General features: G+C 39.2%; 22 protein-coding genes. 10 read left to right on the forward strand and 12 right to left on the reverse strand.

Going from position 1 to position 23,239, the window contains the following annotated elements; genetic code table 11:
* The first annotated feature begins 47 nt into the window (after positions 1-47).
* From I5349_RS09850 to rsmG, 3 genes are read left to right on the forward strand one after another with little or no spacing between them, the layout of a single operon-like run.
* Positions 48-1,157: a glycosyltransferase gene (locus tag I5349_RS09850; RefSeq protein ID WP_226390594.1), complete on the forward strand. Its 1,110-nt coding sequence runs from the start codon at positions 48-50 to the stop codon at positions 1,155-1,157.
* On the forward strand, positions 1,148-1,756 hold the full coding sequence (locus tag I5349_RS09855) for an RNA polymerase sigma factor (RefSeq protein ID WP_226390595.1): 609 nt from the start codon (positions 1,148-1,150) through the stop codon (positions 1,754-1,756). The genes I5349_RS09850 and I5349_RS09855 overlap by 10 nt, the downstream gene beginning before the upstream one ends.
* A 3-nt stretch (positions 1,757-1,759) precedes the next feature.
* Positions 1,760-2,395: a 16S rRNA (guanine(527)-N(7))-methyltransferase RsmG gene (rsmG, locus tag I5349_RS09860; RefSeq protein ID WP_226390596.1), complete on the forward strand. Its 636-nt coding sequence runs from the start codon at positions 1,760-1,762 to the stop codon at positions 2,393-2,395.
* Between the two features lie 11 nt (positions 2,396-2,406).
* Here rsmG and I5349_RS09865 read toward each other — a convergent pair whose 3' ends face one another.
* Positions 2,407-2,838 carry a hypothetical protein gene (locus I5349_RS09865; RefSeq protein ID WP_226390597.1) on the reverse strand — a complete coding sequence of 144 codons (432 nt, stop codon included), beginning with the start codon at positions 2,836-2,838 and terminating at the stop codon, positions 2,407-2,409.
* 205 nt (positions 2,839-3,043) lie between these two features.
* Here I5349_RS09865 and dnaE point away from each other — a divergent pair, with 205 nt between their 5' ends.
* Together dnaE and trxA are read left to right on the forward strand one after the other, a co-directional pair.
* Entirely contained in the window at positions 3,044-7,336 is a 4,293-nt protein-coding gene (gene dnaE / locus I5349_RS09870) for a DNA polymerase III subunit alpha (RefSeq protein WP_226390598.1), read from the forward strand.
* 73 nt (positions 7,337-7,409) lie between these two features.
* Positions 7,410-7,730, forward strand: a complete 321-nt coding sequence (trxA, locus tag I5349_RS09875; RefSeq protein ID WP_226390599.1) for a thioredoxin — start codon at positions 7,410-7,412, stop codon at positions 7,728-7,730.
* Positions 7,731-7,945: 215 nt separating this feature from the next.
* Here trxA and I5349_RS09880 read toward each other — a convergent pair whose 3' ends face one another.
* Positions 7,946-8,167: a hypothetical protein gene (locus I5349_RS09880; protein WP_226390600.1), complete on the reverse strand. Its 222-nt coding sequence runs from the start codon at positions 8,165-8,167 to the stop codon at positions 7,946-7,948.
* 178 nt (positions 8,168-8,345) lie between these two features.
* On the opposite strand from I5349_RS09880, the gene I5349_RS09885 reads away from it, so the two are divergent.
* The gene (locus I5349_RS09885) at positions 8,346-9,329 is read left to right on the forward strand and encodes a TlpA family protein disulfide reductase (protein ID WP_226390601.1); all 984 of its coding nucleotides are present in this window, start codon (positions 8,346-8,348) and stop codon (positions 9,327-9,329) included.
* A gap of 697 nt (positions 9,330-10,026) precedes the next feature.
* Here I5349_RS09885 and I5349_RS09890 read toward each other — a convergent pair.
* The 3 genes from I5349_RS09890 to I5349_RS09900 all read right to left on the reverse strand — a co-directional run bounded on the left by I5349_RS09890 (position 10,027) and on the right by I5349_RS09900 (position 13,203).
* Positions 10,027-10,431 (reverse strand): hypothetical protein, encoded by a 405-nt coding sequence (locus I5349_RS09890; protein ID WP_226390602.1) that lies wholly within the window; start codon positions 10,429-10,431, stop codon positions 10,027-10,029.
* A gap of 692 nt (positions 10,432-11,123) precedes the next feature.
* Positions 11,124-11,645, reverse strand: a complete 522-nt coding sequence (locus I5349_RS09895) for a hypothetical protein (protein ID WP_226390603.1) — start codon at positions 11,643-11,645, stop codon at positions 11,124-11,126.
* A gap of 1,369 nt (positions 11,646-13,014) precedes the next feature.
* Positions 13,015-13,203 (reverse strand): hypothetical protein, encoded by a 189-nt coding sequence (locus tag I5349_RS09900; protein ID WP_226390604.1) that lies wholly within the window; start codon positions 13,201-13,203, stop codon positions 13,015-13,017.
* Between the two features lie 542 nt (positions 13,204-13,745).
* Here I5349_RS09900 and I5349_RS09905 point away from each other — a divergent pair.
* The 4 genes from I5349_RS09905 to I5349_RS09920 are packed head-to-tail and all read left to right on the forward strand — an operon-like array spanning position 13,746 to position 17,459.
* Positions 13,746-14,891, forward strand: a complete 1,146-nt coding sequence (locus I5349_RS09905; RefSeq protein ID WP_226390605.1) for a DUF4221 family protein — start codon at positions 13,746-13,748, stop codon at positions 14,889-14,891.
* Entirely contained in the window at positions 14,888-16,099 is a 1,212-nt protein-coding gene (locus I5349_RS09910; RefSeq protein WP_226390606.1) for an erythromycin esterase family protein, read from the forward strand. Before I5349_RS09905 ends, I5349_RS09910 begins: the two co-directional genes overlap by 4 nt.
* A 38-nt stretch (positions 16,100-16,137) precedes the next feature.
* A complete protein-coding gene (locus tag I5349_RS09915) occupies positions 16,138-16,740 on the forward strand; it encodes a hypothetical protein (protein WP_226390607.1) in 603 nt (200 codons plus the stop codon).
* A 41-nt stretch (positions 16,741-16,781) separates the two neighbouring features.
* Positions 16,782-17,459, forward strand: coding sequence for a hypothetical protein (locus I5349_RS09920; protein ID WP_226390608.1), 678 nt, complete (start codon positions 16,782-16,784; stop codon positions 17,457-17,459).
* An 85-nt stretch (positions 17,460-17,544) separates the two neighbouring features.
* Here I5349_RS09920 and I5349_RS09925 read toward each other — a convergent pair whose 3' ends face one another.
* The 7 genes from I5349_RS09925 to I5349_RS09955 form a co-directional block, all read right to left on the reverse strand.
* Positions 17,545-18,099, reverse strand: coding sequence for a DUF502 domain-containing protein (locus tag I5349_RS09925; RefSeq protein ID WP_226390609.1), 555 nt, complete (start codon positions 18,097-18,099; stop codon positions 17,545-17,547).
* 15 nt (positions 18,100-18,114) lie between these two features.
* Complete coding sequence (locus I5349_RS09930; RefSeq protein WP_226390610.1) at positions 18,115-18,324, reverse strand: hypothetical protein; 210 nt, start codon at positions 18,322-18,324, stop codon at positions 18,115-18,117.
* A 173-nt stretch (positions 18,325-18,497) separates the two neighbouring features.
* Entirely contained in the window at positions 18,498-19,109 is a 612-nt protein-coding gene (nqrE, locus tag I5349_RS09935; protein WP_226390611.1) for an NADH:ubiquinone reductase (Na(+)-transporting) subunit E, read from the reverse strand.
* A gap of 12 nt (positions 19,110-19,121) precedes the next feature.
* Entirely contained in the window at positions 19,122-19,790 is a 669-nt protein-coding gene (locus I5349_RS09940; protein WP_226390612.1) for an NADH:ubiquinone reductase (Na(+)-transporting) subunit D, read from the reverse strand.
* Positions 19,791-19,817: 27 nt separating this feature from the next.
* Positions 19,818-20,573, reverse strand: a complete 756-nt coding sequence (gene nqrC / locus I5349_RS09945) for an NADH:ubiquinone reductase (Na(+)-transporting) subunit C (protein ID WP_226390613.1) — start codon at positions 20,571-20,573, stop codon at positions 19,818-19,820.
* Positions 20,560-21,765, reverse strand: coding sequence for an NADH:ubiquinone reductase (Na(+)-transporting) subunit B (locus I5349_RS09950; protein ID WP_226390614.1), 1,206 nt, complete (start codon positions 21,763-21,765; stop codon positions 20,560-20,562). The genes nqrC and I5349_RS09950 overlap by 14 nt, the downstream gene beginning before the upstream one ends.
* Before the next feature lie 4 nt (positions 21,766-21,769).
* A complete protein-coding gene (locus I5349_RS09955; protein WP_226390615.1) occupies positions 21,770-23,134 on the reverse strand; it encodes a Na(+)-translocating NADH-quinone reductase subunit A in 1,365 nt (454 codons plus the stop codon).
* Positions 23,135-23,239: the final 105 nt, after the last annotated feature.

Raw genomic sequence — 23,239 nt, forward strand, 5'->3', positions numbered from 1 at the left:
TCTCAATAGCTTTTATATTTACCCCATCACCCACTGATTTTATGGTTTTGGAAGTCGTTTTTGGTATTTTTATAGGCACACTCTGCATACAGCTATTTTACAACCTTTACTTTTTTGCAGCGCTTGGTAAGAAAAAGAAAATCCAAACGCCTCATCCTACATCAGCCCCAGTATCTGTGATCGTAGCTGCGAGAAATGAAGCGCATAATCTTCCCCTACTTATCGAACATGTGCTCCTACAAGAGCATCCTGACTTTGAACTGATCATCGTCAACGACCGTAGCACAGATGATACCGAAGACTTACTCAATGCCTACCAAAATCGCTACCCTAACAAAATCAAAGTGGTTCATGTCCGCTATTTACCAGATCACCTCACGGGTAAAAAGTATGCACTCACACTAGGCATTCTCAAAGCACAACATGATCTGCTCTTACTGACAGATGCTGACTGTAAGCCTGTCTCTGCAAAATGGATCCATCAGATGACTGCACCTTTTGTAGCATCTGAAGTAGCATTTGTGCTGGGTTTTTCGAACTACAAAAAATATCCTGGTATCCTCAATCGCTTCATCAGATTCGAAACACTGGTCACTGCCATGCTCTATCTTGGCATGGCTATCAAAGGCGTACCATTCATGGGAGTAGGGCGCAATATCGCCTACAAACGGTCTTTTTTTATATCCAAAAAGGGTTTTAAAGGATTCTACCACCTAGTAGGTGGAGATGATGACCTCTTTGTCAATCGCTATGCTAATGCAAAAAATACCCGAGTGGTGACAAATCCTGAGGCCATGACGCTTTCGGAACCCAAGCGAACTTTAAGCGAGTACTTAATTCAAAAAAGGCGACATTTGCATATTGGCAAATTCTATAAATTCTCTACCAAATGGATCTTGGGAGCTTATCATCTTAGCCATTTAGCACTATGGATTTTAGGGATCACTTTGATAAGTGTCAGCTTTGGAACAACTTATGTCATACTGGGGTTTATAGTGAAGAGCTTAGTCGCTCAATGGGTCATTCAAAAAAGTAATTCGAGACTTCATGCTGGCTTTGAAACAGTTGGTGTTTTGCTTTTTGATTTAGTGCATTTACTTTATTTTTGGATGATCGGCACGCGTGGATTTTTTTCTAAAAAAGTGAGATGGAAGTAAACAAACAGTTTTCAGATAAAGCATTAGAAGATTTCGCATTGATTGACCTTGCTGTCAATGAAAATGATGAACAAGCTTATGCTAAACTTATGCGCAGGTACAAAAAACCTGTCTACTTCATCATCCTCAAGATGATCCGCAATGTCGATGACGCAGAGGATCTGACCATAGAGGCTTTTGCTAAAGCCTTTAAAAATCTACACCGATTCAAAAAAGACTTTACTTTCAGTACTTGGCTCTTTAGGATCGCGACTAACAATACTATTGATTTTATTCGAAAAAAGCGTCTCAAGACTACTAGTTTGAACACTTCTATGACAGATGATTCTGGTAACAATGTCAATATCGATGTAGAAGACTACGGTCTAGATCCACAAGAAGAAGCGATCAAGAAGCAAAAAATAGAACTTGTCAGGGTCTTCGTCACCAAGCTACCTCCCAAATACCAGCGACTGGTCAAGTTGAGGTACTTTGATGAGCTGTCTTACGAAGAGATCGCCACCGAACTGGAAGCACCGCTAGGTACGATCAAAGCACAACTTCATAGAGCACGCGAGCTCCTCTTTGAATTAGTTAAAGGAAAAGAAAAACACATTTGATACATGTCAGATAATCAACTGATCGCCAAATATTTTCCAGCAATCACTGCTGAACAAAAGCGCCAATTTGAGGCGCTTTTTGATCTTTATGCCGAGTGGAATGAAAAGATCAATGTCATCTCACGCAAAGATATCGACCACCTCTACGAGCGTCACATCTTACACTCTCTGGGCATCGCCAAGGTCATGGAATTCAAAGCAGGCTCAGAAGTCCTAGATGTAGGTACAGGAGGAGGATTTCCCGGAATTCCCCTAGCCATACTTTTCCCAGAGACCAACTTTCATTTGGTGGACTCTATCGGCAAAAAGATCACAGTCGTGAAAGAAGTCGCACAAGCACTAGGCCTCAAAAATGTAGTAGCAGAACAAAAGCGAGCAGAAGAAATCAAACGCAAGTATGACTTTGTGGTCAGTCGTGCAGTGACTCGATTTGCCAACTTCTATCCTTGGGTAGCCAATAAGTTTAAAAACAAGTCTAATAATGACCTAGATAATGGCATCCTCTACCTCAAGGGCGGAGAACTAGACGAAGAGATGTCAGAAGCTGGATTGCCTTATAGCTTATATGACTTGACGCAGTATTTTGAAGAGGAATTTTTCGAAACCAAAAAGGTCGTCTACGTACCTTGTATATCCTAAACAAACAAGGGCTATAAATGCCCTTGTTTCATTTTTGCTAGTCGCTGCTCCATGGTTTCCTTTTGATCTAGTCGGCCATCTGCAAGATACATCAGACTGTAAACCCCAAGAATAGTCCCAATAGGGAAATTAAACACGGCAAGAGCCGAAAGGACGATCCCCATGATCCTGCCCCACTCTGTTGCCTTCAATATACCTATCCCTGTGATGAGATTTAGCACAGTAAAAACTAAACAGATACCCAATCCAAACTGAGCGATGACTTCGAAAAATTGAAGTGGAATTTTAGCATCTGGATCATTGGCAATGACCTCCTCTGTGAAAATCTCCAACATAGGCATAAATGCTATAATGAATACACCTCCTAAAAGGTAAAGCACCGCACGAACGATAAAAATGATGCCGATTACTTTGGTGTGACTAGGTTCTTTAGTCCAAGACATAATTTTGATATTTAAGATGAAACAATACTTAAATGTAAGAAATTATTCTACCCTAGTACAAATCTGTAAATAAATAGTTGGGAACAGTAGGCATCCTACACGACAATCCTTGTCTTAAAAACTACAATCATTTTCGAAATTACCTTAGCTTAAATAAGCCCGATCACTTAAATTTAAAATCTGATTCATTCGATTATTTCCCCTTATGTATATCATATTTGATACTGAGACTACTGGTCTTCCAAGAGATTACAATGCCCCTATTACAGACCTAGACAATTGGCCTCGAGTCGTCCAGTTGGCATGGCAGCTACATGATAGCCGAGGAAAACTGCTACGTGCACAAAACTTCATCATCAAGCCAGAGGGATACACTATCCCCTATAATGCTGAAAAAGTACACGGTATCTCCACAGAGCGGGCACTCAAAGAAGGACATGACCTAGCCGAAGTCTTGGCTATTTTTGATCAAGATGCCGCTCAAGCAACCTATCTCGTAGGGCACAATATTGAGTTTGATATCAAAGTCACAGGAGCAGAATTTCTCAGAAAAGAAGTTCCTACCAAACTTCTAGAGCAAAAGAGTATCGATACCAAAGATGTCTCTACAGACTACTGTGCCATCCCTGGCGGAAAGGGCGGCAAATACAAATGGCCAACCCTTACTGAACTGCATAAGAAACTATTTGGAGTAGGCTTCGATGACGCCCATGATGCTGCCTATGACGTAGCCGCTACAGCCAAGTGTTTCTTTGGGCTTATCCAAGTAGGTGTAGTCCCTACTGTAGGAGACCTGAAAGTCTCAGAGGTCATCTATGAAGCTCCTAAGCTAGAGGCGGCCAACTTTGCACAAAAGCAAACGGATGAAACCAAGGCTGCCAAAGAGGTCATCAAGCAAGCTAAAAATGCAGACATCAGTGACCTGACAGACATTCCTTTCTCGCACTTACACTGTCACTCTCAGTACTCGATCTTACAAGCGACCACTGACATCAGTGCGCTCATCGCCAAAGCCAAGGAACTAGGTATGCCCGCTGTAGCACTCACCGATCATGGCAATATGATGGGGGCTTTTCAATTTGTCAGAGATGCGCTCAAAGCAGAGATCAAACCAGTACTCGGTTGTGAATTTTACCTCTGCGCAGATAGGAGTAATAAAAGCAGCAAAGATGATGGCTTCCAAACAGTTCTTTTGGCTAAAAATAAAAATGGTTACCACAACTTAGCCAAACTGGCTTCTTATGCCTACGTGCAGGGATTCTACTATGTCCCACGGATAGACAAACAGCTCCTTATCCAGTATAAAAGTGACCTGATCGCCACTACGGGTGGATTATGGGGAGAGATCCCCTTTCTTATCCTCAATGTAGGTGAAACACAAGCCGAAGAAGCCTTCGTCTGGTACAAAGAACAGTTTGGAGAAGACTTTTATGTAGAGCTTAATAGACACGGCCTTCCAGAGGAAGAAAAGGTCAACGAGGTCTTATTGAAATTTGCAACTAAATATGATGTCAAATACTTCGCAGCAAACAATGCCTACTACCTAGATAAAACAGATGCTAAGGCTCATGATATCCTCCTCTGCGTCAAAGATGGCGAGACGGTCAATAAACCAACCAAATACATTGGCAGAAGAGGGCGTGAATTTCGATTTGGTTTTCCCAATGAGGAATTCTATGTCAAGTCTCCTACTGAGATGAAAAAGCTTTTTGCAGACTTGCCAGAAGCCATCATCACGACTAATGAGATCACCGATAAGATCGAGACTTACAAACTGGCCAGAGAAGTACTCTTGCCCAAGTTTGACATCCCTGCTGAGTTTATAGATCCACAAGACGCCATCGATGGTGGCAAAAGAGGGGAAAATGCCTATCTCAGACATTTAACCTATGAAGGAGCTAAAAAGCGCTATAAAGAAATCACGCCCGAGATCGAAGAAAGACTCAACTTTGAATTGGAGACGATCGAGCGAACAGGCTACCCTGGCTACTTTTTGATTGTACAGGATTTCACCAGAGCTGCTCGTGATATGGGCGTATCTGTAGGCCCTGGCCGTGGATCGGCCGCAGGTTCTGCGGTAGCCTACTGCACTGGGATTACCAATATCGATCCGATCGAGTATGACCTCCTCTTTGAGCGTTTTCTCAATCCTGACAGGGTATCCCTACCCGATATTGATATTGACTTTGACGATGAAGGCCGTCAGAGTGTCATCGACTATGTGATCAAAAAATACGGAGCCAATCAAGTAGCACAAATCATCACCTACGGTACCATGGCTGCTAAGTCTGCCATCAGAGATACGGCTAGGGTATTGGACCTCCCCCTTTCAGAAGCTGGCAGATTAGCCAACCTAGTTCCAGACATCAAGCTCAAAGCCCTCTTTGCGCAGGCGAGTGACCGTACCAAACTGAAGATATCCCTCAAAAACAAAGCAGAAGACATCACACGTGCGGAAGAACTCATCACTATCTCTCAAGGCGATGACGCCTTATCACGGACCATCAATCAAGCACGCGTACTCGAAGGCACCGTCCGTAATACGGGAATTCACGCTTGTGGGGTCATCATCACTCCTGATGACATCACCAATTTCGTCCCTGTGGCCCTAGCCAAAGATTCGGACATGTTTTGCACGCAATTTGACAATGCTGTAGTAGAAAACGCTGGCCTGCTCAAAATGGACTTCTTGGGACTCAAGACCCTCACTCTGATCAAGGATGCGGTCAAAATCATCAAGGAAAGACATGGCATTACCCTAGATCCTGACAATTTCCCTCTAGATGATGAGAAGACTTACGAACTCTTCCAGCGAGGCGAGACTGTCGGTATCTTCCAATACGAATCTCCTGGCATGCAAAAGCACATGAAGGACCTCAAGCCTACAGTCTTTGCAGACCTCATCGCCATGAACGCTCTCTACAGACCAGGGCCGATGGAGTATATCCCAAGCTTTATCCGAAGAAAGCATGGCCTCGAACCCATCAGCTATGACCTAGAGGGGATGGAGGAATACCTCCAAGAGACCTACGGCATCACCGTGTACCAAGAGCAAGTCATGCTCCTCTCCCAAAAGCTCGCAGGCTTTACCAAGGGTGAGGCAGACGTCTTGCGTAAGGCTATGGGTAAAAAACTCAAGGATGTACTAGACAAGATGAAACCTAAATTCATCGAACAAGCTTCCGCTAAAGGACATCCTATCGACAAACTAGAAAAGGTCTGGAAGGACTGGGAAGCCTTTGCCTCTTATGCCTTCAATAAATCGCACTCAACTTGCTACGCATGGATCGCTTACCAGACGGCCTACCTCAAGGCGCACTACCCTGCAGAGTACATGGCTTCCGTACTGAGCAACAACATGAACAGCATCACAGATGTGACCTTCTTCATGGAAGAGTGCAAGCGTGCAGGTATCCAAGTTTTGGGACCAGATGTCAACGAGTCCAAGCTCGGTTTCACCGTTAACAAAGAAGGACAAGTACGCTTCGGGATGGGCGCCATCAAAGGTGCTGGAGAAGCCGCTGTACTCAATATCATCGAAGAGCGGGAGCAAAACGGCCTCTACAAAGACATCTTTGACTTTGCCAAAAGGGTCAATCTGAGGGCTGTCAACAAGAAAACCTTTGAAGCCCTTGCTATGGGTGGCGGATTTGACTGTTTCAAAAACTACCACCGCAGACAATACCTCGAAGCAGCTGATGGGGACAATGTCAGTCTCATCGAAAAAGTGATTCGCTATGCGCAAAAGGTCTCGCAAGAAGAAGAAAGCTCTCAAGTCTCTCTCTTTGGCGGTAGCTCTGGAGTGGCCATTCCATTACCTACAGTACCCGATGTGGAGCCTTTTAGCCAACTCCAAAAACTCAATATCGAAAAGGAAGTCGTAGGACTCTACATCTCAGGACATCCGCTAGACCAGTTTAAGATAGAGTTTAAGAAATTCTGCAATGCAGAGATGTCAGAGCTCAATGACCTCGAAACACTCCGTAGCAAAGGGGACATCAAAGTAGCCGGGATCGTTACTACCTTTGCGCACCGCATGACCAAGACAGGCAAACCCTTTGGTACACTGACAGTAGAAGACTACAACGGTTCCTATACCTTCTTCCTCTTTTCAGAAGACTATGTCAACTACAAGGAATACTTTATGCAGGACTGGTACCTCTTTATCAAAGGCAGCGTAGTAGACCGCAAGTGGGGCAATGGCGAACCAGAGTTTAAGATCAGCCAGATCAGCCTACTCTCAGAAGTCAGGGATAAGTTTGTCAAAGGCATCAAGGTCAACATGAGCCTAGACAGCATCAGACCAGACATACTTGATGATATCGAGCAACTGAGCAAAGCCAACCCTGGAGATTGCAGCCTCTCTTTCAATATCATAGACATCCATGAGAGCATCCAAGTGGACCTGCTTTCTGGAAAATATAAAATCAAACCTAGCAATGAACTCATCGAATCCCTAGAGCGTTTGGATAACGTTGAAGTATCTATCCTCACCTGATCAAAAGGATATTTGCTTGGGGAACTTTAATAAATATATTTGTGTAATTAGACAACATTTTAAAATAAACATTATGGCAAAGGCAATAGAAATCAATGATGCAAACTTTGAAGAAATCCTAAAAGGAGATAAGCCTATCTTGGTGGACTTTTGGGCTGAGTGGTGTGGACCATGCAAGATGATCGGTCCAGTAGTGGAAGAGATCGCTGGCGAATATGGAGACAAAGCCATCATCGGTAAAGTAGACGTGGACGCCAATCCAAACACAGCGGCTAAGTTTGGCATCAGAAGCATCCCTACTCTCCTATTTTTCAAAAACGGAGAAGTCGTAGACAAGCAAATCGGGGCAGTGCCTAAAAACGTCTTGACACAAAAACTAGACGCACAACTATAAGAGATACCCATCTCCACACAAAAAGCTGCTAAGAGAAGTCTTAGCAGCTTTTTTATGCCTCACCACACCATTTTACCAACCGTAGAGACGACCATTTATGGCGTCTCTGTTGATAGCATCTCCACTAATGATCTCTATTCAATATACAATCGTCCTACGTTTGCAACGAGGACGTACGAGAAAGACGTTTCTAACGTCATCCTACCTTCGGCAGGCTAGTGCAAGGGCTTGGCATGATGAACTCTTTCCATTAGGATCATTGCTAACAAAGCCTCGTCATCTATTCTGTCGATGGTGATAATTACTTTCCCTTTATCAATATAGGTTTTTGCGGCTATGGTTTCTGAGTTATTGTTTTTCCATAGAACTTCATTTTTAGGCGCTCTTTTTCTTTTGAAAATCAATTTTTCTGGAGAGGTGCTTTCTAGTTTAGACAAAGAAGCGTTTAATTGAAATCATAGATAGGTCTCAATGCCTAGTCCAATATGCAAAAATCATCCTATTAGAACTTAATGAGGAATTTGACTTTGAAGAAAAATAATAAAATCATTTAAAATTTTGATAAAAAGCACTTTATTAGCAAAATACTATACTATACTTAAAACAATTGAAGAGATGAAACAACTAGTCCTAATACTGCTTCTTAACATGATGGTCTACCAAGTTCAGGCTCAACAAACAGTCCACTTTAGCGGTAAAATAAACAACTTAGACCCAACAGAAATTGTGCGCTTAAGCTATGGCACTACATCGTATTTTCTAGAACTCTCAAGTGACCATCGCTTCGCAAGAGATATTGAAGTAGCTGAAACACCAACTTTCTTTTACTTTTCAACTATTTCCAAAAGTGGTAAGATAATACAGCATACACCACGCATTTGGTTTGATAACGACAGTGTTGTGATAAACCTAGATTGGTCTGATAAATCGATCCAAACAGCCAACACCTTAGATATACAAGCAGTATCTGAAAAAATAGAAAGCCTCAAAGGAAAAAAACAAAAGGAGTTTATTCTCAACAATCCCAATGAGATTCCCAGCTTATACTTTGCTGATAGAAACAAAGAAAAAATGTCAACATCAGACTTAACACAACTACTTCAAGCGCTTAATGAAGCAAATAAGAATACCACCTATGCAACACGCATTAAAAACTATGTCGCAGCAAAAAAGCTAGGAGGCTTAAAAAAAGGAGATAAAGTCAATGATTTCACATTGCCTGACGAGACGGGGCAAGAAGTCTCAGTCATCAAGGGAAGCGATAAAACAAAATTGATAGCGATTTTCTCCTCTGGATGTCAATATTCTATTGCCAGCATCAAGCTATTATCGCAACTCTCAGAAATCAATGAAGGTCAAATAGAAATCATCACCATCTGGGATGACGCAAGCAAAGACACTTGGCTCAATACACATAAAGAGGAGAAGGATAAAATCACCTGGACCAATCTTTGGGATGGGTATAACTTTGCTGCTACCTATCTAAACCGTAAACTTTGGCCTTCATTTTATGTGGTCAATAAAGAGGGAGTGTTGACAGATAAATTCCATAGCCTTAATAAGAAGACCGCTCAGAAATTAGGAGATTTAGTGAATTGAAACTATAAAGAAGAGTCTTTATAAAAGCTAGACGCACAACTATAAGAGATACCCATCTCCACCCAAAAGCTGTTAAGAGAAATCCTAGCAGCTTTTTTATGCATCACCACACCATTTTACCTGCCGTAGAGACGACCTACAGGACGTCTATTTTCAATACATATCGACCTTCGTTTGCAACGAGGACGTACGAGAAAGACGTTTCTAACGTCATCCTACCTTCGGCAGGCAAGTGCAAGGGCTTGATCCGTAGAGACGCGATTCATTGCGTCTCCATTTATCGCGTCTCCACCCATACGATCCCTTATTCATTTTAGAGACCCCACCGGTTACAATTTAGACCGACCTATGAACCCATACACGTTTTGTCACCCTGACGAAGGAAGGGTCTCGGAGCAAAATGTTTCAGAACGGACAAAGCCAGCTGGTCGCAGGATATAATAGTTTCTAGCTTTAAATTATTTCAACCGATGCCTCCCAACCATCTCTCTATACAAGCGATCAAGACCCGAAAGCGGGTCTTATATTTATAGCTACAAGATAGCTTTGGCTTCCGACCCCGAAGCAAGTCACATTTACCTCCCGAAGGGACGACCTGTCTCCCAAAGGGATGATTTACCACCAAAGAAAAACAGTGCAGGAGATCAATCAATACAAAATAACTTCACTTTTACAATCCTGACAATTTGAATTTAGATCAAAGGAAAGCTGTATTCGCCATCAACAATGACCTAGCATGATGAATTCTTTCCATTAAGATCATAGCTAACAAAGCCTCGTCATCTATTCTGTTGATAGTAATAATCACTTTCCCTTTATCAATACAGGTTTTTGCGGCTATGGTTTCTGAGTTATTGTTTTTCCACAGAACACCATTTTTAGGCGCTCTTTTTCTTTTGAAAATCAATTTTTCTGGAGAGGTGCTTTCTAGTTTAGACAAAGAAGCGTTGAATCTAAACCCTTGATCAAGGTTATCTAAAGTGACATAAACACCACCACTCTTTCCAACAGAAATACCTCCTATTGACAAACCTTCATTTGTTAACTTAACTTCTTTGAATAGATTTCCCTCAAAATCTACCAAATCAGTAGTACCCTCCATATTCATGACCTTTGGTATTTCAATACTTACCAAGACCTATTCATCTATTTCAGTTTTCAGAAAGAGACTTAAAATAATGACAAATGATAAATGCATGATTGAATGATTTATTAGTTAAAGAATTGATTATCAACATTGAGATCCTATTAAAGCAAGACCTCTACTACTCATTACGCAAATAACTACAACAACTATATCAGTAACAGTACAGATACAAACTGAAATAATTCCTAAATAAGTTAACGAAAAACTTAACTACTAGAAGCATTTTTCATATGACAAATGAAAAATTTATCATTCACTCTTCTTTAATTTACTCACAAAAGTATAAATATTAAAAATGATAAAATATAATATCAAAATTTTCGCCCAAGCTTCATCTTTGATTATTGATTCATGATCCAAGTAGATAATAATCATAAATAGGATATGAACGAAAGCAAGAATTTTCGGATTTGTCTCTTTCATTACATTAATTTTCTAAATACATAACATATCTAAATAACAAAGAGAATCAATACACCTACAAATCAATTCTTTCTTTTCTTTGTAAAATAAGTGGCAAATGAAAAAAAGCTGCTGGGAAAAGGGAAAATTGAATTAGTACCCCATTACATTAGTTGATTTGAATCAATTATGGTAATGAGGTACAAAGATTAAAACTTAAACATCGTTTAATAAACTATCACCTTTTAAAAAAACACAAAAAAAACAGTTTCATCAGCTATTTTCTTGTTTCGATAGTATTCGAGCCTATGATAAACCAATAATAAGGCTAACTCTGGATCATCTTTTGAGAGGATAATATTGATTTGAACCCCATTTTTGTTAGGTGCTAATTTGATCAATGCTAAATTTTCTCCTTCGAAGTCTTCCAAAGACTTATTGTTCTTTTTGCTTGTTTTACCAATCTTGTTTCCTTTCCAATCAAATATTTCACCTCTTATACCACCCCCCATTTCATATTTCAAGTTCGAATCTTGTAGGAGCTGTACTCTTCTTCGAACTTTTCTAAATGAATATTGCTTTCCCTCAAATTCAAAAGCAGTAATATCCTTTATAAACAAAGAATCACTAAACCCTTTAATGATTACATTATCAATAGAATAATTTTGAAATTGCGCATAAGCTTCGATTTCAATAGAATCCTGTGCCTTAGAAATCATAACACTTATGCACAAAGTGGTGAATACAAAAAGAACTCGAATTTTCATTTTTTTTTAGTTTTGCCTGAATTCTGGTCAAATAAAACAATGCAATCTGGATATTTACTCTTTAGTTGGACAATTACTATTAATTAATGCAAGTCCACCTCCAATTGTACCACTAACAGCTGCTGCACCTACACCAGTTGATAGTAATACAATACCAGTTACAACTGATATACCACCTAGAACACATTTCCAGTTCAGTTTCCCCCCCCCCAATTGACCAATTCCATTCTTTCAATACTTAACTCTTTCATAGTGAATTTAATTTATTATGTTGAAAATTTATTTAACTATACAAGTATAATTTATAAATGGTGAAATAATATTTCACCTAATCAATTTTTTTCTATAAAGATATAACTTTTTCCATCTTTACAATAACATATATCACTACCAATAGTCAATCTTAAATTATCAATAATTAAATACACCATTCTTTCTTTGAGGCCGAGACTTAGGGGGTCTAAAAAGTACCCTCTCTTAATTGGGATGGTGCTTTAGCCCATCCATATAAATATTGATTCACGCCTATTGGCTTTAACCGAATATTATTTCTAAGGAATTTATGATATAAGGGCTATGCCTAGATAGGATTGGATAAATCAGTCTGTAGTGATTAAAAATCCCCCTATTTGTTAATTACTATTTGTAAAATGGCCAAAACAAAAGATATGATATAAGTGATCTAAAAAGTGAATTTCTCAATGAAATTCACCCTTGATTTTTTTGTCTTCTTTTCAAAATAAGATCAACCACAACCATGATTGCAAGTGTAGTAAAAATAAAATATGTGGCAAAAGTATTGTCATAGAACAAAAGTCCTAAACCTATAAAAGTCAGTATTAATCTTGGTATGAATTTAATACTTCTGTTTTAAAAAAATTTTAGACCATATTATTGATCCTTTTCAATGAAATATTACAAATACGATTGGATAGAGGTACAAGGAAGATAATTTAACAAATACTCAAGGTATGATAACATACTGACAGAAGCTTTTAGAATATAGATTCTTTCGAGCTATTAGATAATATCAAAATTGATATTTCGATGAATCCTGTTTTTGTACTCTTCAGCCTCAAAATCATTGATAAAAAGAAAATAGTGGATTTAGTTTTTAAACATAATCCACTAAACTGACGATACTTCAAAATTCATCTCCTAGGAATTGGAATTGTTTTTAATTTTCATTGCAAACACATAGAGTGAAATAAAAGCAATTAATAAAAAGGAAAACGATATAATTGAATTAATATAGTCATTTGACTGGGATACTTGAAAATTAGTATTCATCAACATGAATAAGATATAACCCAAACAAATCCCTATCATTACAAGAAGAAATATTTTGATTTTCACGAGGAATTTTGATTTATGATATACAACCGCCTAAAGATAATCCAGTACCTACACCAGATGCCACAGCTGCCGTATAAAGCCATCCAGCTGTAGCCCAACCTATAGGCCCAGCTGGAGTCAAAGCAATAGTAGCAGCTATTGCAATTACACCCATTGCGACACCAAAACAAGAATCGAGACCTCCCCCATTCACAATCTCCATTTTTTCAATATTTACCTCTTACGTAACAAGTGATTTTTTTTAATGATATTTATTAATCATTACAAGTTTAATCAATTTTGGATACAATTTAATTACTTTTATTTTATAAAAAAAGTACTGATTATTATTTATAACAACAAATCTTGCAATCTAAGGATAAATTTAAGTCTTCCATCATGTCATAAATCATTAGTTCTTTGAGATTGAACCTTCTTAACAGCTCCTTCGAGCCATGAGTCTCACTTAAGGATAGTTTGCCTCTTCTAAAAAAGCAAATCCTCATAAAAGTTAATACTAATTAATCCTTTTCCCAGATAGCCTCACTTTTAGCTCGTTATCACGATCACGTCATCCTAACAGAGCTAGGATGATGCTATTTTGACGCACCTTCTGCTTTTAGTGAACTAGAGTCATTCCTCTATCACTTTTAAACTAGCTTTTAAGAGATAAATCGATCTTTTAACATTTTTTATATTTATTTTTATATTTTAGCAAACTGATAATCCTTATATTGATGAATACTATCACATAAACCCTTTAAAATGAAGAGCCAACTAGCCCTACTCCTATTCACAGCTATCATACTTTTTAGTTGTCAAAATGTCGAAAAAAAGACGCTAGCCAACAATTATGAGTTTGTATTACAGAAATCACACAGGATTGAGATCGATACCATGACTAGTAGAATACTAGAAATCACTGGTTACGATAAACACAAGAACGAGTTCTTCTTGTACAATAAGCTCAACCACTCCATATACTTCTATAGCCTAGACTCCAACAAGCAAACCAAGAAGATACAACTAGAGGCAGATGGACCAAATGCCATAATAGAGGTCAGGGGGATAGATAACATTGCCGAAAATAGGTTTATCATCTTTAATGGTAGAAAAGAAACATTTCATGAGATGCTTGTGAAGGAAGATACCGTACTTTTTACGAGACATACCCTTCAAAATGGCAATGATATTGAAACAATTCCGGAAACTAATAAAGGCGCTAAAAACTCTCATTTAGTGGGCAACACCTTATATATGGTCACAAGACCTTTGAGTGCTTTAAATAACTCCAACAACTTTCTGATAATCTCATACGACTTTGATACCAAGGAAACGAAATACCTATATGAGTATCCTCAAGATATCGTGGAAAACCAACACAATTTTAGAGCAGGCTCAAAGTCAGTATTTTTTGATGACAAGATTGTCGTTTCCTTCCCTTTTAAAAAATCAATCTATACCTTTTCTCTTGTAAAAAATGAGGTAGAAGAAAAAGAATTATCCTCAGAGAAAGCACAACCATATAAAATATTAGAGAATCCTAATCAGTCACATGCAGTAGCGATTAGAAATATGTTCAGTCAATCTGAATACAAAATATTTTACTATGACCCACAAAGTAAGACTTACTTAAGACATTTATTTACAGGAATTAGATTACCTGAGGACGATGCCAAAATAGGTTTTTCTATAAGATACAAGGATTACAAAACCATCAATAATGATGAAAATTACTACGTTACGCTCTTTGCAGATGAGTCAATGAATAAAATCGCCTTTATAAATGACTATTATTTATCGGAAAATATATTTTCATCTGAAGAAGGTGTTTTTCTACCGAATTATAAAGACGAAAACAAAAATGAAGACATCATCATTTTAAATAACTATAGAATAATAAAGAAATGAAAAAAATTATTATAATAGGTTCAATACTAATAATAATATTAATAGTATCGACATATAAAATACTTTCTAAAGGGATTGATAAAGAATTGAAAGAATATATTAGTACTAACACAATCGAATTAAACAATATTAACCCTAGCGATGATAATATTGAAGGATATTCAAAATTACTAGGATCAGTAGGTAATTCAAGACTAGTAATGCTTGGTGAACAAGATCACGGAGATGCTGCCACTTTTTTAGCTAAAACTAAAATCATCAAAGAATTACATAAAAAGAAATCATTCAATGTAATAATTTTTGAATCTGACTTTCATAACCTAAGCATAAGTTTAGATAAAGAAAAACAAAATAATGATTATAAAAAATTTATATATCCTCATTGGACTGAATGCCAAGAAGTATCTGAATTACTAAATTTTATAGATCAAAATTCTAGTACTATAAAAGTTGTAGGTTCAGATCCAAGAATTTTCCCTAATACAAAGCTAGATGATATAATAAATAAACTAGAGAAAGAGTTGCCAAAAGAAATTTGGAACGAAAGTAAAAAAGCATTAAAAGAAGCAGAAGTAATTTTGAGTGATGATGTTGCAGATGATGATACAGTAAATAGATTATCAGAAAAAATAAGACAGATAAGTGAATATCTTGAAGAGTCTACACTATTATATCAACAAATAATAAATCTGGAAGGTAACTTAAGGATAAAAATAGATAATTCAAATAATACAAGAGATACATATATAGCAAAGAATATCGAATGGATGATGAAATATCCACTAAAAGACGAAAAGGTAATATTCTGGGCTGCTAACTATCATATAGTTGATAATTTTGAATCAATGATCGAAATGAATCAAAGAAAGGGATCGAAAGATACAATTAATGTGGGGACTTTGCTTAGAGATAATCTAAATTTAGAATCATACATATTAACATTTACATCTGGAAGAGGAACTGCAGGGAGATTATTTGGAGAAAATTATGAAGTAACAAAAACACTACCTAAATCAATAGAATGGGAATTTGATAAATTGAATGAGGAATATTTATTTGTGAACTTTGATGAAAATATAAGAAGTAAACAAAATGAAAAGTTTTTCATGAAAACATTTGCTGGACAATATGAATACAATGATTGGACTAAAATGGTTGATGGAATATTCTATATCGGTGAGATGTTTCCATGTAGTAACAAAAAATAAATCAAAATTAAATTTGTTTAAATACACACCTAACAGATATGAGCTTTCATTCCTATCAACACATCTTAAAAATCACCCTAATCACCTGTTTTACAATACTTTGCTTTTCTATAAGGACGCAAGCACAGACAGAAAATCCTTTACCGATCACGCAGACAGAAAATGTATGGCGGGTCAATTTTCTGAACCCTAGCTTGACCTATGAAAAGGCCATGAGTCCTAAGACTACCCTAGAGGGAAGTCTTGGCTTCGGCTATAATGCAAGCTATCCAGACTTAGCTTTTTTCTCTGAAAGTGGATTCCAATATATCCTAGCTGTCTTTGTAGATGTCCAAAGCAGGTACTATTATAATTTGGATAAGCGAAAAGCTAAAGGAAAAACTTATAGTCAAAATGCTGGTAACTACCTAGCTCTTCGCATGCTCTACACCGGGCCTGATGTAGCCAGTAGCTTCATTCGGTTTGACAATAATTCCTTTGCGGTAGGCCCTACCTGGGGTATTCAGCGGCATTATGGAAGGTTTAACCTCAACTATAGCATGGGGCCTATTTACTATTTCAATACCAGTGGTTCTGCTAATTGGGTGCCTTTTTATTTTGAAATCAACTTAGGATTTAACCTTAGCAAACCAAAACAATAATTCAATAGGATGGGGATGTACCCCATCCTTTTCCTATTCTCATGAAGCATCTATTTATTATTATTTTCTTAGCAGGTCTACTCAGCGCCTGTGTCACGACCAAACCTAAGGTCATCCAGTTCTCCAGAGTCTGTATAGAACCTACCGATGGCATCATCATAGATGACATAGATAGTCCGCTGCTTACCGATAGAAAAAACCTAGAGATCCGTGAGCTCGTCATCAAAACCTTCCGATCTGAAGGCTTTGACCGAGTATATGACAAACACCTACTAGAATACGACTTTTTGGCCAATAATATCAAGGGCATCACCTCAGAGGATGATCGCTACGAAATCCACCGCAAGTTAGACATCAAATACATCCTAGTCCCTACAGTCTTAAACATGAAGGAAAAGGATCCCATGACACTCCAAGAAAAAAATACGGAGGACCTATCAGGAGCCAGACAGCCCACTGGCTTTCGCTCCTTCTTTGAGTTTGAACTCATCGAAACCTTGACAGGCAAAGTCGTTTACCAAATAGCCTTCGAACACCCCTCCTATGAATTCTCTAGAAACACCTCTGACGAATACATCATGTACTACATAGAAAGTGGCTATACCAAAGACCTATACAACAGCACAGCTGCGCATACCAAATACACCATCGCGGACTGTTCCTGCCCCAAAGGAAAATACCTCAAAAAGCGCAAGCGCTTACAAAAATTCGGGATGTAAAAAGACCATGCCTTGCATGGTCGATCAAAAAACTAATAGGGTTTTGCTTAAACTCGATAACCTAAGCACTGTACTATGATTATACTCACTCCTCCAGACTAGATACCCCGCCAGAGACGATAAACTTCATCAGATCTGCACTATTCACTCCTTCGATCAGTTGGATATTAGCCCTCGGTACCAGCACCAGATTGCCAGAGAAATTATACGAATGAGGCAGATAGACTGCTACCAAGTCTGTCTCACCGATCAAGCTACTCAGATCCTCCTGTGTGATAAAACCCAAACGAAAAATAGTCCCCTCCGCATTGAGCTTGACCTTCACCGCTTGCTTAAACTTCTTTTTATCCCCCACAAAGGCCGATAGTAAATCCTTGATACTCGTATAGAGGATATTGATGATCGGGATCTGCTTCAGCAAACTATCAAAAAACTCAAAGATAGGCCTCGTCAAAAATACACTACCTAGCGCTCCGATCACGGTGATACCAGCTATCAGGATCAAAATCCCCAAGCCAGGGATATCTAGTGGGATCAGACCATCTAGAAAACGGACCGACTCCACGATCACATAAGCCGTGGCTGCGAGAGGCACGATAAACAATAAGCCCCTGAGAAAATATCGAATCAATCTTTTCATATACTTTTACCTAACTCATCGGATCTCCCAATCTCCCTCTTCATCAGTGCGCTGGTTCCTATTGGCATACTCCGCCTCAGCCTCTTCTGTCAGCTGCTGAGAGTCCTCTCCCATCAACTCTTGCTGACCAGCCCTTTGGATAGCTGCCACCTCTGACAAGACTGCTTCATCTTCACACTTAATCAACCACTGTATCAGTTGTACTTTTAGTTTTGCTTTATCCATGAGTATATCCTACTATGTTGAAAGGTAAATTTAAGGAACACTTCCTAAAATACTCAAGATCGCGCAGAAATCTACACCATTGCTTCAAGCAAATACTGTATCCCAAATATCAATCCACAAAAAAAGGTCTTGCGTTGACACAAGACCTTAAAATAAAGTAAATGACTAATGGATTAGATAGAAATACCCATAAATGACATAAAGGCCATTCCCATCAGACCAGTGATTAGCATCGTGATGCCTAGACCCTTTAGGCCATTCGGCACATTTGAATACTTCAGTTTCTCTCTGATAGCTGCAAGTGCAATGATCGCTAGGAAAAAGCCGAAGCCTGATCCAAAACCAAAGACTGTCGCCTCAGCCACTGTATAGTCACGCTGTGCCATGAATAGAGAAGATCCTAAGATCGCACAGTTTACTGCGATCAATGGCAAGAAGATACCGAGTGAACCATAAAGTGATGGCGCAAACTTTTCTACTACCATCTCTACCAGCTGTACCATGGCCGCGATTACTGCGATAAACATGATAAAGCGTAAGAATGTCATATCTGTAGCAGCAAAGTCAGCACTGATCCAAGTCAATGCACCTTCCTTCAATACATATTCATTGAGTAGCCAGTTGACTGGTACTGTGATCGTCAATACGAAAACGACAGCAAGTCCAAGACCAAAAGCAGTACTTACCTTCTTAGATACAGCTAGGAAAGAACACATCCCTAAGAAGTAAGCGAAAACCATGTTTTCGATAAAGATTGACTTAATACCTAAATTAATTAATTCCATTTCTCTATACTTTTAGTTGTGTTCTACATAACCTGTCTTGGTACGCTGTACCCAGATGATCAAACCAAGGATGATGAAGGCTCCTACTGGAGACACCATCAAACCATTTGTAGCGATATTAGCCCCAAATACCTCTTCAAATACTTTGTATCCGAAGACACTACCTGAACCCCAGATCTCTCTGAAGAAAGCTACGGCTAAGATGATCCAAGCATACCCTAGTGCACTACCAAATCCATCAAGGATAGAATCATAAGGCTTATTACCCAAAGCAAAAGCTTCCAAACGACCCATTACGATACAGTTGGTAATGATCAGACCGATAAATACAGAAAGCTCTTTGTACATATCGTAAGCAAAGGCTTTCAAAAATTCACTCACGAGTGTCACAAGTGTAGCGACCACCGCCAACTGTACGATAATACGTACTCGGCTAGGGATGGTATTTCTAAGAAGGGAGATGGCCAAGTTTGACATCACCACTACGAAGATTACAGAGATGGCCATCACGAGGGTAGGTTTCATCTGTGTCGTCACCGCCAGGGCAGAACATATACCTAATACTTGGACCGTGACAGGGTTATCATCATTCAAAGGATCAGAGATGAGCTTCCTTCTTCTTTTCGAGAGTAAAGCTTCTGACTCTTTTACAACTGGTTTATCTATAGTTTCTGTGCTCATTATAATATGGCTTAGATAATTTTCAAATTATTTAATAGCGACAGCATCTCCGCCACTCTTTGCTTTAGAGATATAAGGCTGATAGTGTGAAATGTAGTTTTTCAGCATGGCATTGACACCATTGGCTGTGATGGTAGCACCAGACATACCATCTACTTTGTGAGGATCATCTGAGTAGTCTTTTCCTTCACCTTTCATCATCTCTACTGCGACTAGCTCACCATTCTCATCGAAGATCTGTTTGCCATCATAGCGTGCCTGTACACCATCTTCAGTGATTCTAGCACCTAGACCTGGCGTCTCTCCAGCGTGCGCAAAGACCACACCTTTGATCGTGTTGAAATCAGTATCTAGTGCCAAATAACCCCAGATAGCATCCCAAAGTCCTGCACCGTAAAGTGGCAAGATGTATGACTCTACATCATCTTCATTGCCTTCAGCATGAAACTTAAACACTGGGTAAAGTCTATCTTCAGGAGCCTTCTTATAGTTCTTAGCTACATCTACGTTTTCAGCGATGAGCGTTTCTCCTTTTTCGTTTTTCTCTACGATTTCACCATTGGCATCGACCACAAAAGAAGAAATTCTTTTCTGATAAAGACCCAAGATATCTTGCTCCCCTTCGATGTCCATTACAGCACCTAAGATTTGCTTTTTAGTATCTAGCTCTATCGCTACTTTTTGCTTTGGACCCAATATCTGAGAAGTACCAGAAAGCAATAATCCCAATACCACCGTCAAGATGATAGAGAATGTGATTACATATACATTAGACTGTCGCACGTTGTAACCTCCTTTTCTTATTAGCTTGTACAATATAATAATCTACCAGTGGTGCAAAGACGTTCATGAAGAGAACTGCTAGCATGATACCTTCTGGATAGGCTGGGTTGAGTACGCGGATGATGACCGTCAGTACACCGATGAGGATACCATAGATCCATTTACCCATTTCTGTTTGAGCGGCAGATACAGGATCTGTTGCCATAAAGACCGCTCCAAAGGCTAGACCACCCATTACTAAGTGATAATGAGGAGGCATCGCCATGAATTCATTGACTGCAAGGGCATTGAGTAAAAGACCCATTCCGTAGGCACCACCAAAAACTCCCACGATGATCTTCCAGCTACCTACGCCTGTAGCGACTAATATCAATGCACCGATCAAAGCAAATAAGGTAGAGGTCTCACCAATTGATCCCGGGATAGCACCCCAGAACATATTGAAGAAACTAAACATACCATCACCGAGCGCAGTGTTATGCTCTGCCAGAGCTTGCTCCACAGTACCAATATCTGATACAGTGGTATTATAAGCTACCGCAAGTGCTGTAGCTCCCGAAAAACCTTCTACTGGAGCCTTATCTCCTAAGTAAGTCCAAACTTGATCACCTGATATCTGTGAAGGATAAGCGAAGTACAAGAAAGCTCTTGCAGTCATCGCTACGTTAAGAATATTCATCCCTGTACCACCAAATACTTCTTTAGCGATCACTACAGCAAAGACTGTAGCTAAAGCCACTTGCCACAAAGGCAATGTTGCTGGTACTACTAGTGGAATCAACATACCCGTTACTAGGAAACCTTCATTGATTGGGTGCTTTCTGATCACCGCAAAGGCTGCCTCTACCAATCCACCTGCAGCATAAGCTGTGATGACGATAGGAAGTACCAATTGTGCTCCTAGACCAAATTTTTCTAGGAAAGTGCCTGCCTGACCAGTCGCTAAGAAGTGCTGCTCCCCTACGTTCCAGATACCAAATAGTAAACATGGAATCATAGCAATCACCACAGTGATCATCATTCGCTTCAAGTCGATGGCATCCTTGATATGGGCCCCTTTAGGACCTGTCGTATGCTTAGGCGAGAAAAGGAACGTTTCCCCAGCCTCAAAAGCATAGTAAAACTGCTCTAGCTTGCCTCCTTTTTGAAAGAGCGGCTTTTGCTTATCTAATAAATCTCGTAAAAACTTCATATGATTAACTATACTGTATTAGTTCTAATCCTTTTCTCACAATCTGCTGCACATCATGCTTAGAGACGTCTATGAACTCACAAAGTGCCAAATCTTCTTCGACTACTTCATAAATACCTAACTCCTCCATACCATCAAAGTCTTCAGCCATGATCGCCTTTAGCAAGTAAGTCACATAGATATCCATAGGCAATACTTGCTCAAAAGTACCTGTCTGTACAAAAGCTCTTTCTTCACCTCTTACATTAGTATCCAAAACATACTCCTTGTTTGGAGACAAGAAAGAAAGTAGACCAAGTGCTCTATGGAAGCTGAGTTTCTTAGCAGTAGGCTTCATCCAACCTAGGAACTCATAGTAATCGCCCTCTGGAAGTACAGAAACTACATTGTTGTAAAAACCAACATAACCTTCTCTGTCAATGCGCTCACCTGTTAGTGGATTACCTGAGATGAATCTCACGTGATCTTGCTTCAAGTTACCTTCGATGAAGCGCTTGATGCTAGCACCCTTATAAGTTTTGTAGTATTGAGGAGACTTCACTTCTGATCCAGCAAGAGCGATCAAAGTGGTGGTGTCATATTTTCCTTCTAAAAAGAGTTTACCGATCTCGACTACACCCATTGGAGTAATAGTCCAGACGATGTCTCCTTTATTGATAGGATCGATGTGGTGGATTTGCACCCCTACGTTACCCGCTGGGTGTGGACCACTGAATTTATTGATTTGAACACCTTGTGCATTAGAGAAAGTAGTTGGTATCTCTGCAGCAGCGTTGATATTGAGGTGGATCAAACCTGAAGTAAATTTCTTAAGAATATCTATACCCGCTTGGAAGTATTCGTCTGATCCTTTGAGGATAAATGAATAATCCGCTGCTATTGGGCTAGAGTCAAAACCAGAAATAAAGATAGATTTAGGACTATCAGCAGGATCTGCTACGATACCAAAAGGTCTTTGAACAATATTTGGCCACACACCGCTTTTGAGCATTTGTGCAAGCGCCACATCCTTATTGAGACCCTTGATGTCCGAGATGGAGTATTTGTCAAAAGACTCAAAAGAGACCTCTTTGTCTGCCAAGATTTTGATCTCGAGGAGCTTTCTTTTCTCTCCTCTTTTGATTTCTACGATTTCTCCTGATACAGGTGCTGTATATTGTACAGCTTCCGCTTTCTTATCGAACAAGATAGGAGTTCCGGCCTTTACCTTATCACCCTCGTTGACCAAGACTTTAGGACGTTGCATTCCTACAAAGTCCGTTGGCTTAATCGCAAAAGTTTCAGGTTGTTGGATCTCAGCGAGTTTTTTCTCCGCACGTCCAGCCAGCTTAATGTCGAATCCTTTTTTAAGCTTTACTAGTTTTGACATATTTTATTGAAAATAATGGTCTGTTGAAAAACGTCCCAAATCTAATAAAATGAATTAGTTAATTGAAGATAAATTCTTGATAATTTACAATCGGTAGAGAAAATT

This window comes from Penaeicola halotolerans, assembly GCF_016464625.1.
GTDB classification, from domain to species: Bacteria; Bacteroidota; Bacteroidia; order Cytophagales; family Cyclobacteriaceae; genus Penaeicola; species Penaeicola halotolerans.

Coding starts and splice junctions, on each gene's coding strand:
- I5349_RS09925 (WP_226390609.1), bottom strand. CDS start 18,099: ATGAAAAGATTGATTCGATATTTTCTCAGGGGCTTATTGTTTATCGTG.
- I5349_RS09905 (WP_226390605.1), top strand. CDS start 13,746: ATGAAGAGCCAACTAGCCCTACTCCTATTCACAGCTATCATACTTTTT.
- I5349_RS09865 (WP_226390597.1), bottom strand. CDS start 2,838: ATGTCTTGGACTAAAGAACCTAGTCACACCAAAGTAATCGGCATCATT.
- I5349_RS09940 (WP_226390612.1), bottom strand. CDS start 19,790: ATGAGCACAGAAACTATAGATAAACCAGTTGTAAAAGAGTCAGAAGCT.
- I5349_RS09955 (WP_226390615.1), bottom strand. CDS start 23,134: ATGTCAAAACTAGTAAAGCTTAAAAAAGGATTCGACATTAAGCTGGCT.
- I5349_RS09920 (WP_226390608.1), top strand. CDS start 16,782: ATGAAGCATCTATTTATTATTATTTTCTTAGCAGGTCTACTCAGCGCC.
- I5349_RS09855 (WP_226390595.1), top strand. CDS start 1,148: ATGGAAGTAAACAAACAGTTTTCAGATAAAGCATTAGAAGATTTCGCA.
- I5349_RS09885 (WP_226390601.1), top strand. CDS start 8,346: ATGAAACAACTAGTCCTAATACTGCTTCTTAACATGATGGTCTACCAA.
- I5349_RS09910 (WP_226390606.1), top strand. CDS start 14,888: ATGAAAAAAATTATTATAATAGGTTCAATACTAATAATAATATTAATA.
- dnaE (WP_226390598.1), top strand. CDS start 3,044: ATGTATATCATATTTGATACTGAGACTACTGGTCTTCCAAGAGATTAC.
- I5349_RS09915 (WP_226390607.1), top strand. CDS start 16,138: ATGAGCTTTCATTCCTATCAACACATCTTAAAAATCACCCTAATCACC.
- I5349_RS09930 (WP_226390610.1), bottom strand. CDS start 18,324: ATGGATAAAGCAAAACTAAAAGTACAACTGATACAGTGGTTGATTAAG.
- I5349_RS09900 (WP_226390604.1), bottom strand. CDS start 13,203: ATGGAGATTGTGAATGGGGGAGGTCTCGATTCTTGTTTTGGTGTCGCA.
- rsmG (WP_226390596.1), top strand. CDS start 1,760: ATGTCAGATAATCAACTGATCGCCAAATATTTTCCAGCAATCACTGCT.
- I5349_RS09895 (WP_226390603.1), bottom strand. CDS start 11,645: ATGAAAATTCGAGTTCTTTTTGTATTCACCACTTTGTGCATAAGTGTT.
- I5349_RS09950 (WP_226390614.1), bottom strand. CDS start 21,765: ATGAAGTTTTTACGAGATTTATTAGATAAGCAAAAGCCGCTCTTTCAA.
- trxA (WP_226390599.1), top strand. CDS start 7,410: ATGGCAAAGGCAATAGAAATCAATGATGCAAACTTTGAAGAAATCCTA.
- nqrE (WP_226390611.1), bottom strand. CDS start 19,109: ATGGAATTAATTAATTTAGGTATTAAGTCAATCTTTATCGAAAACATG.
- I5349_RS09890 (WP_226390602.1), bottom strand. CDS start 10,431: ATGGAGGGTACTACTGATTTGGTAGATTTTGAGGGAAATCTATTCAAA.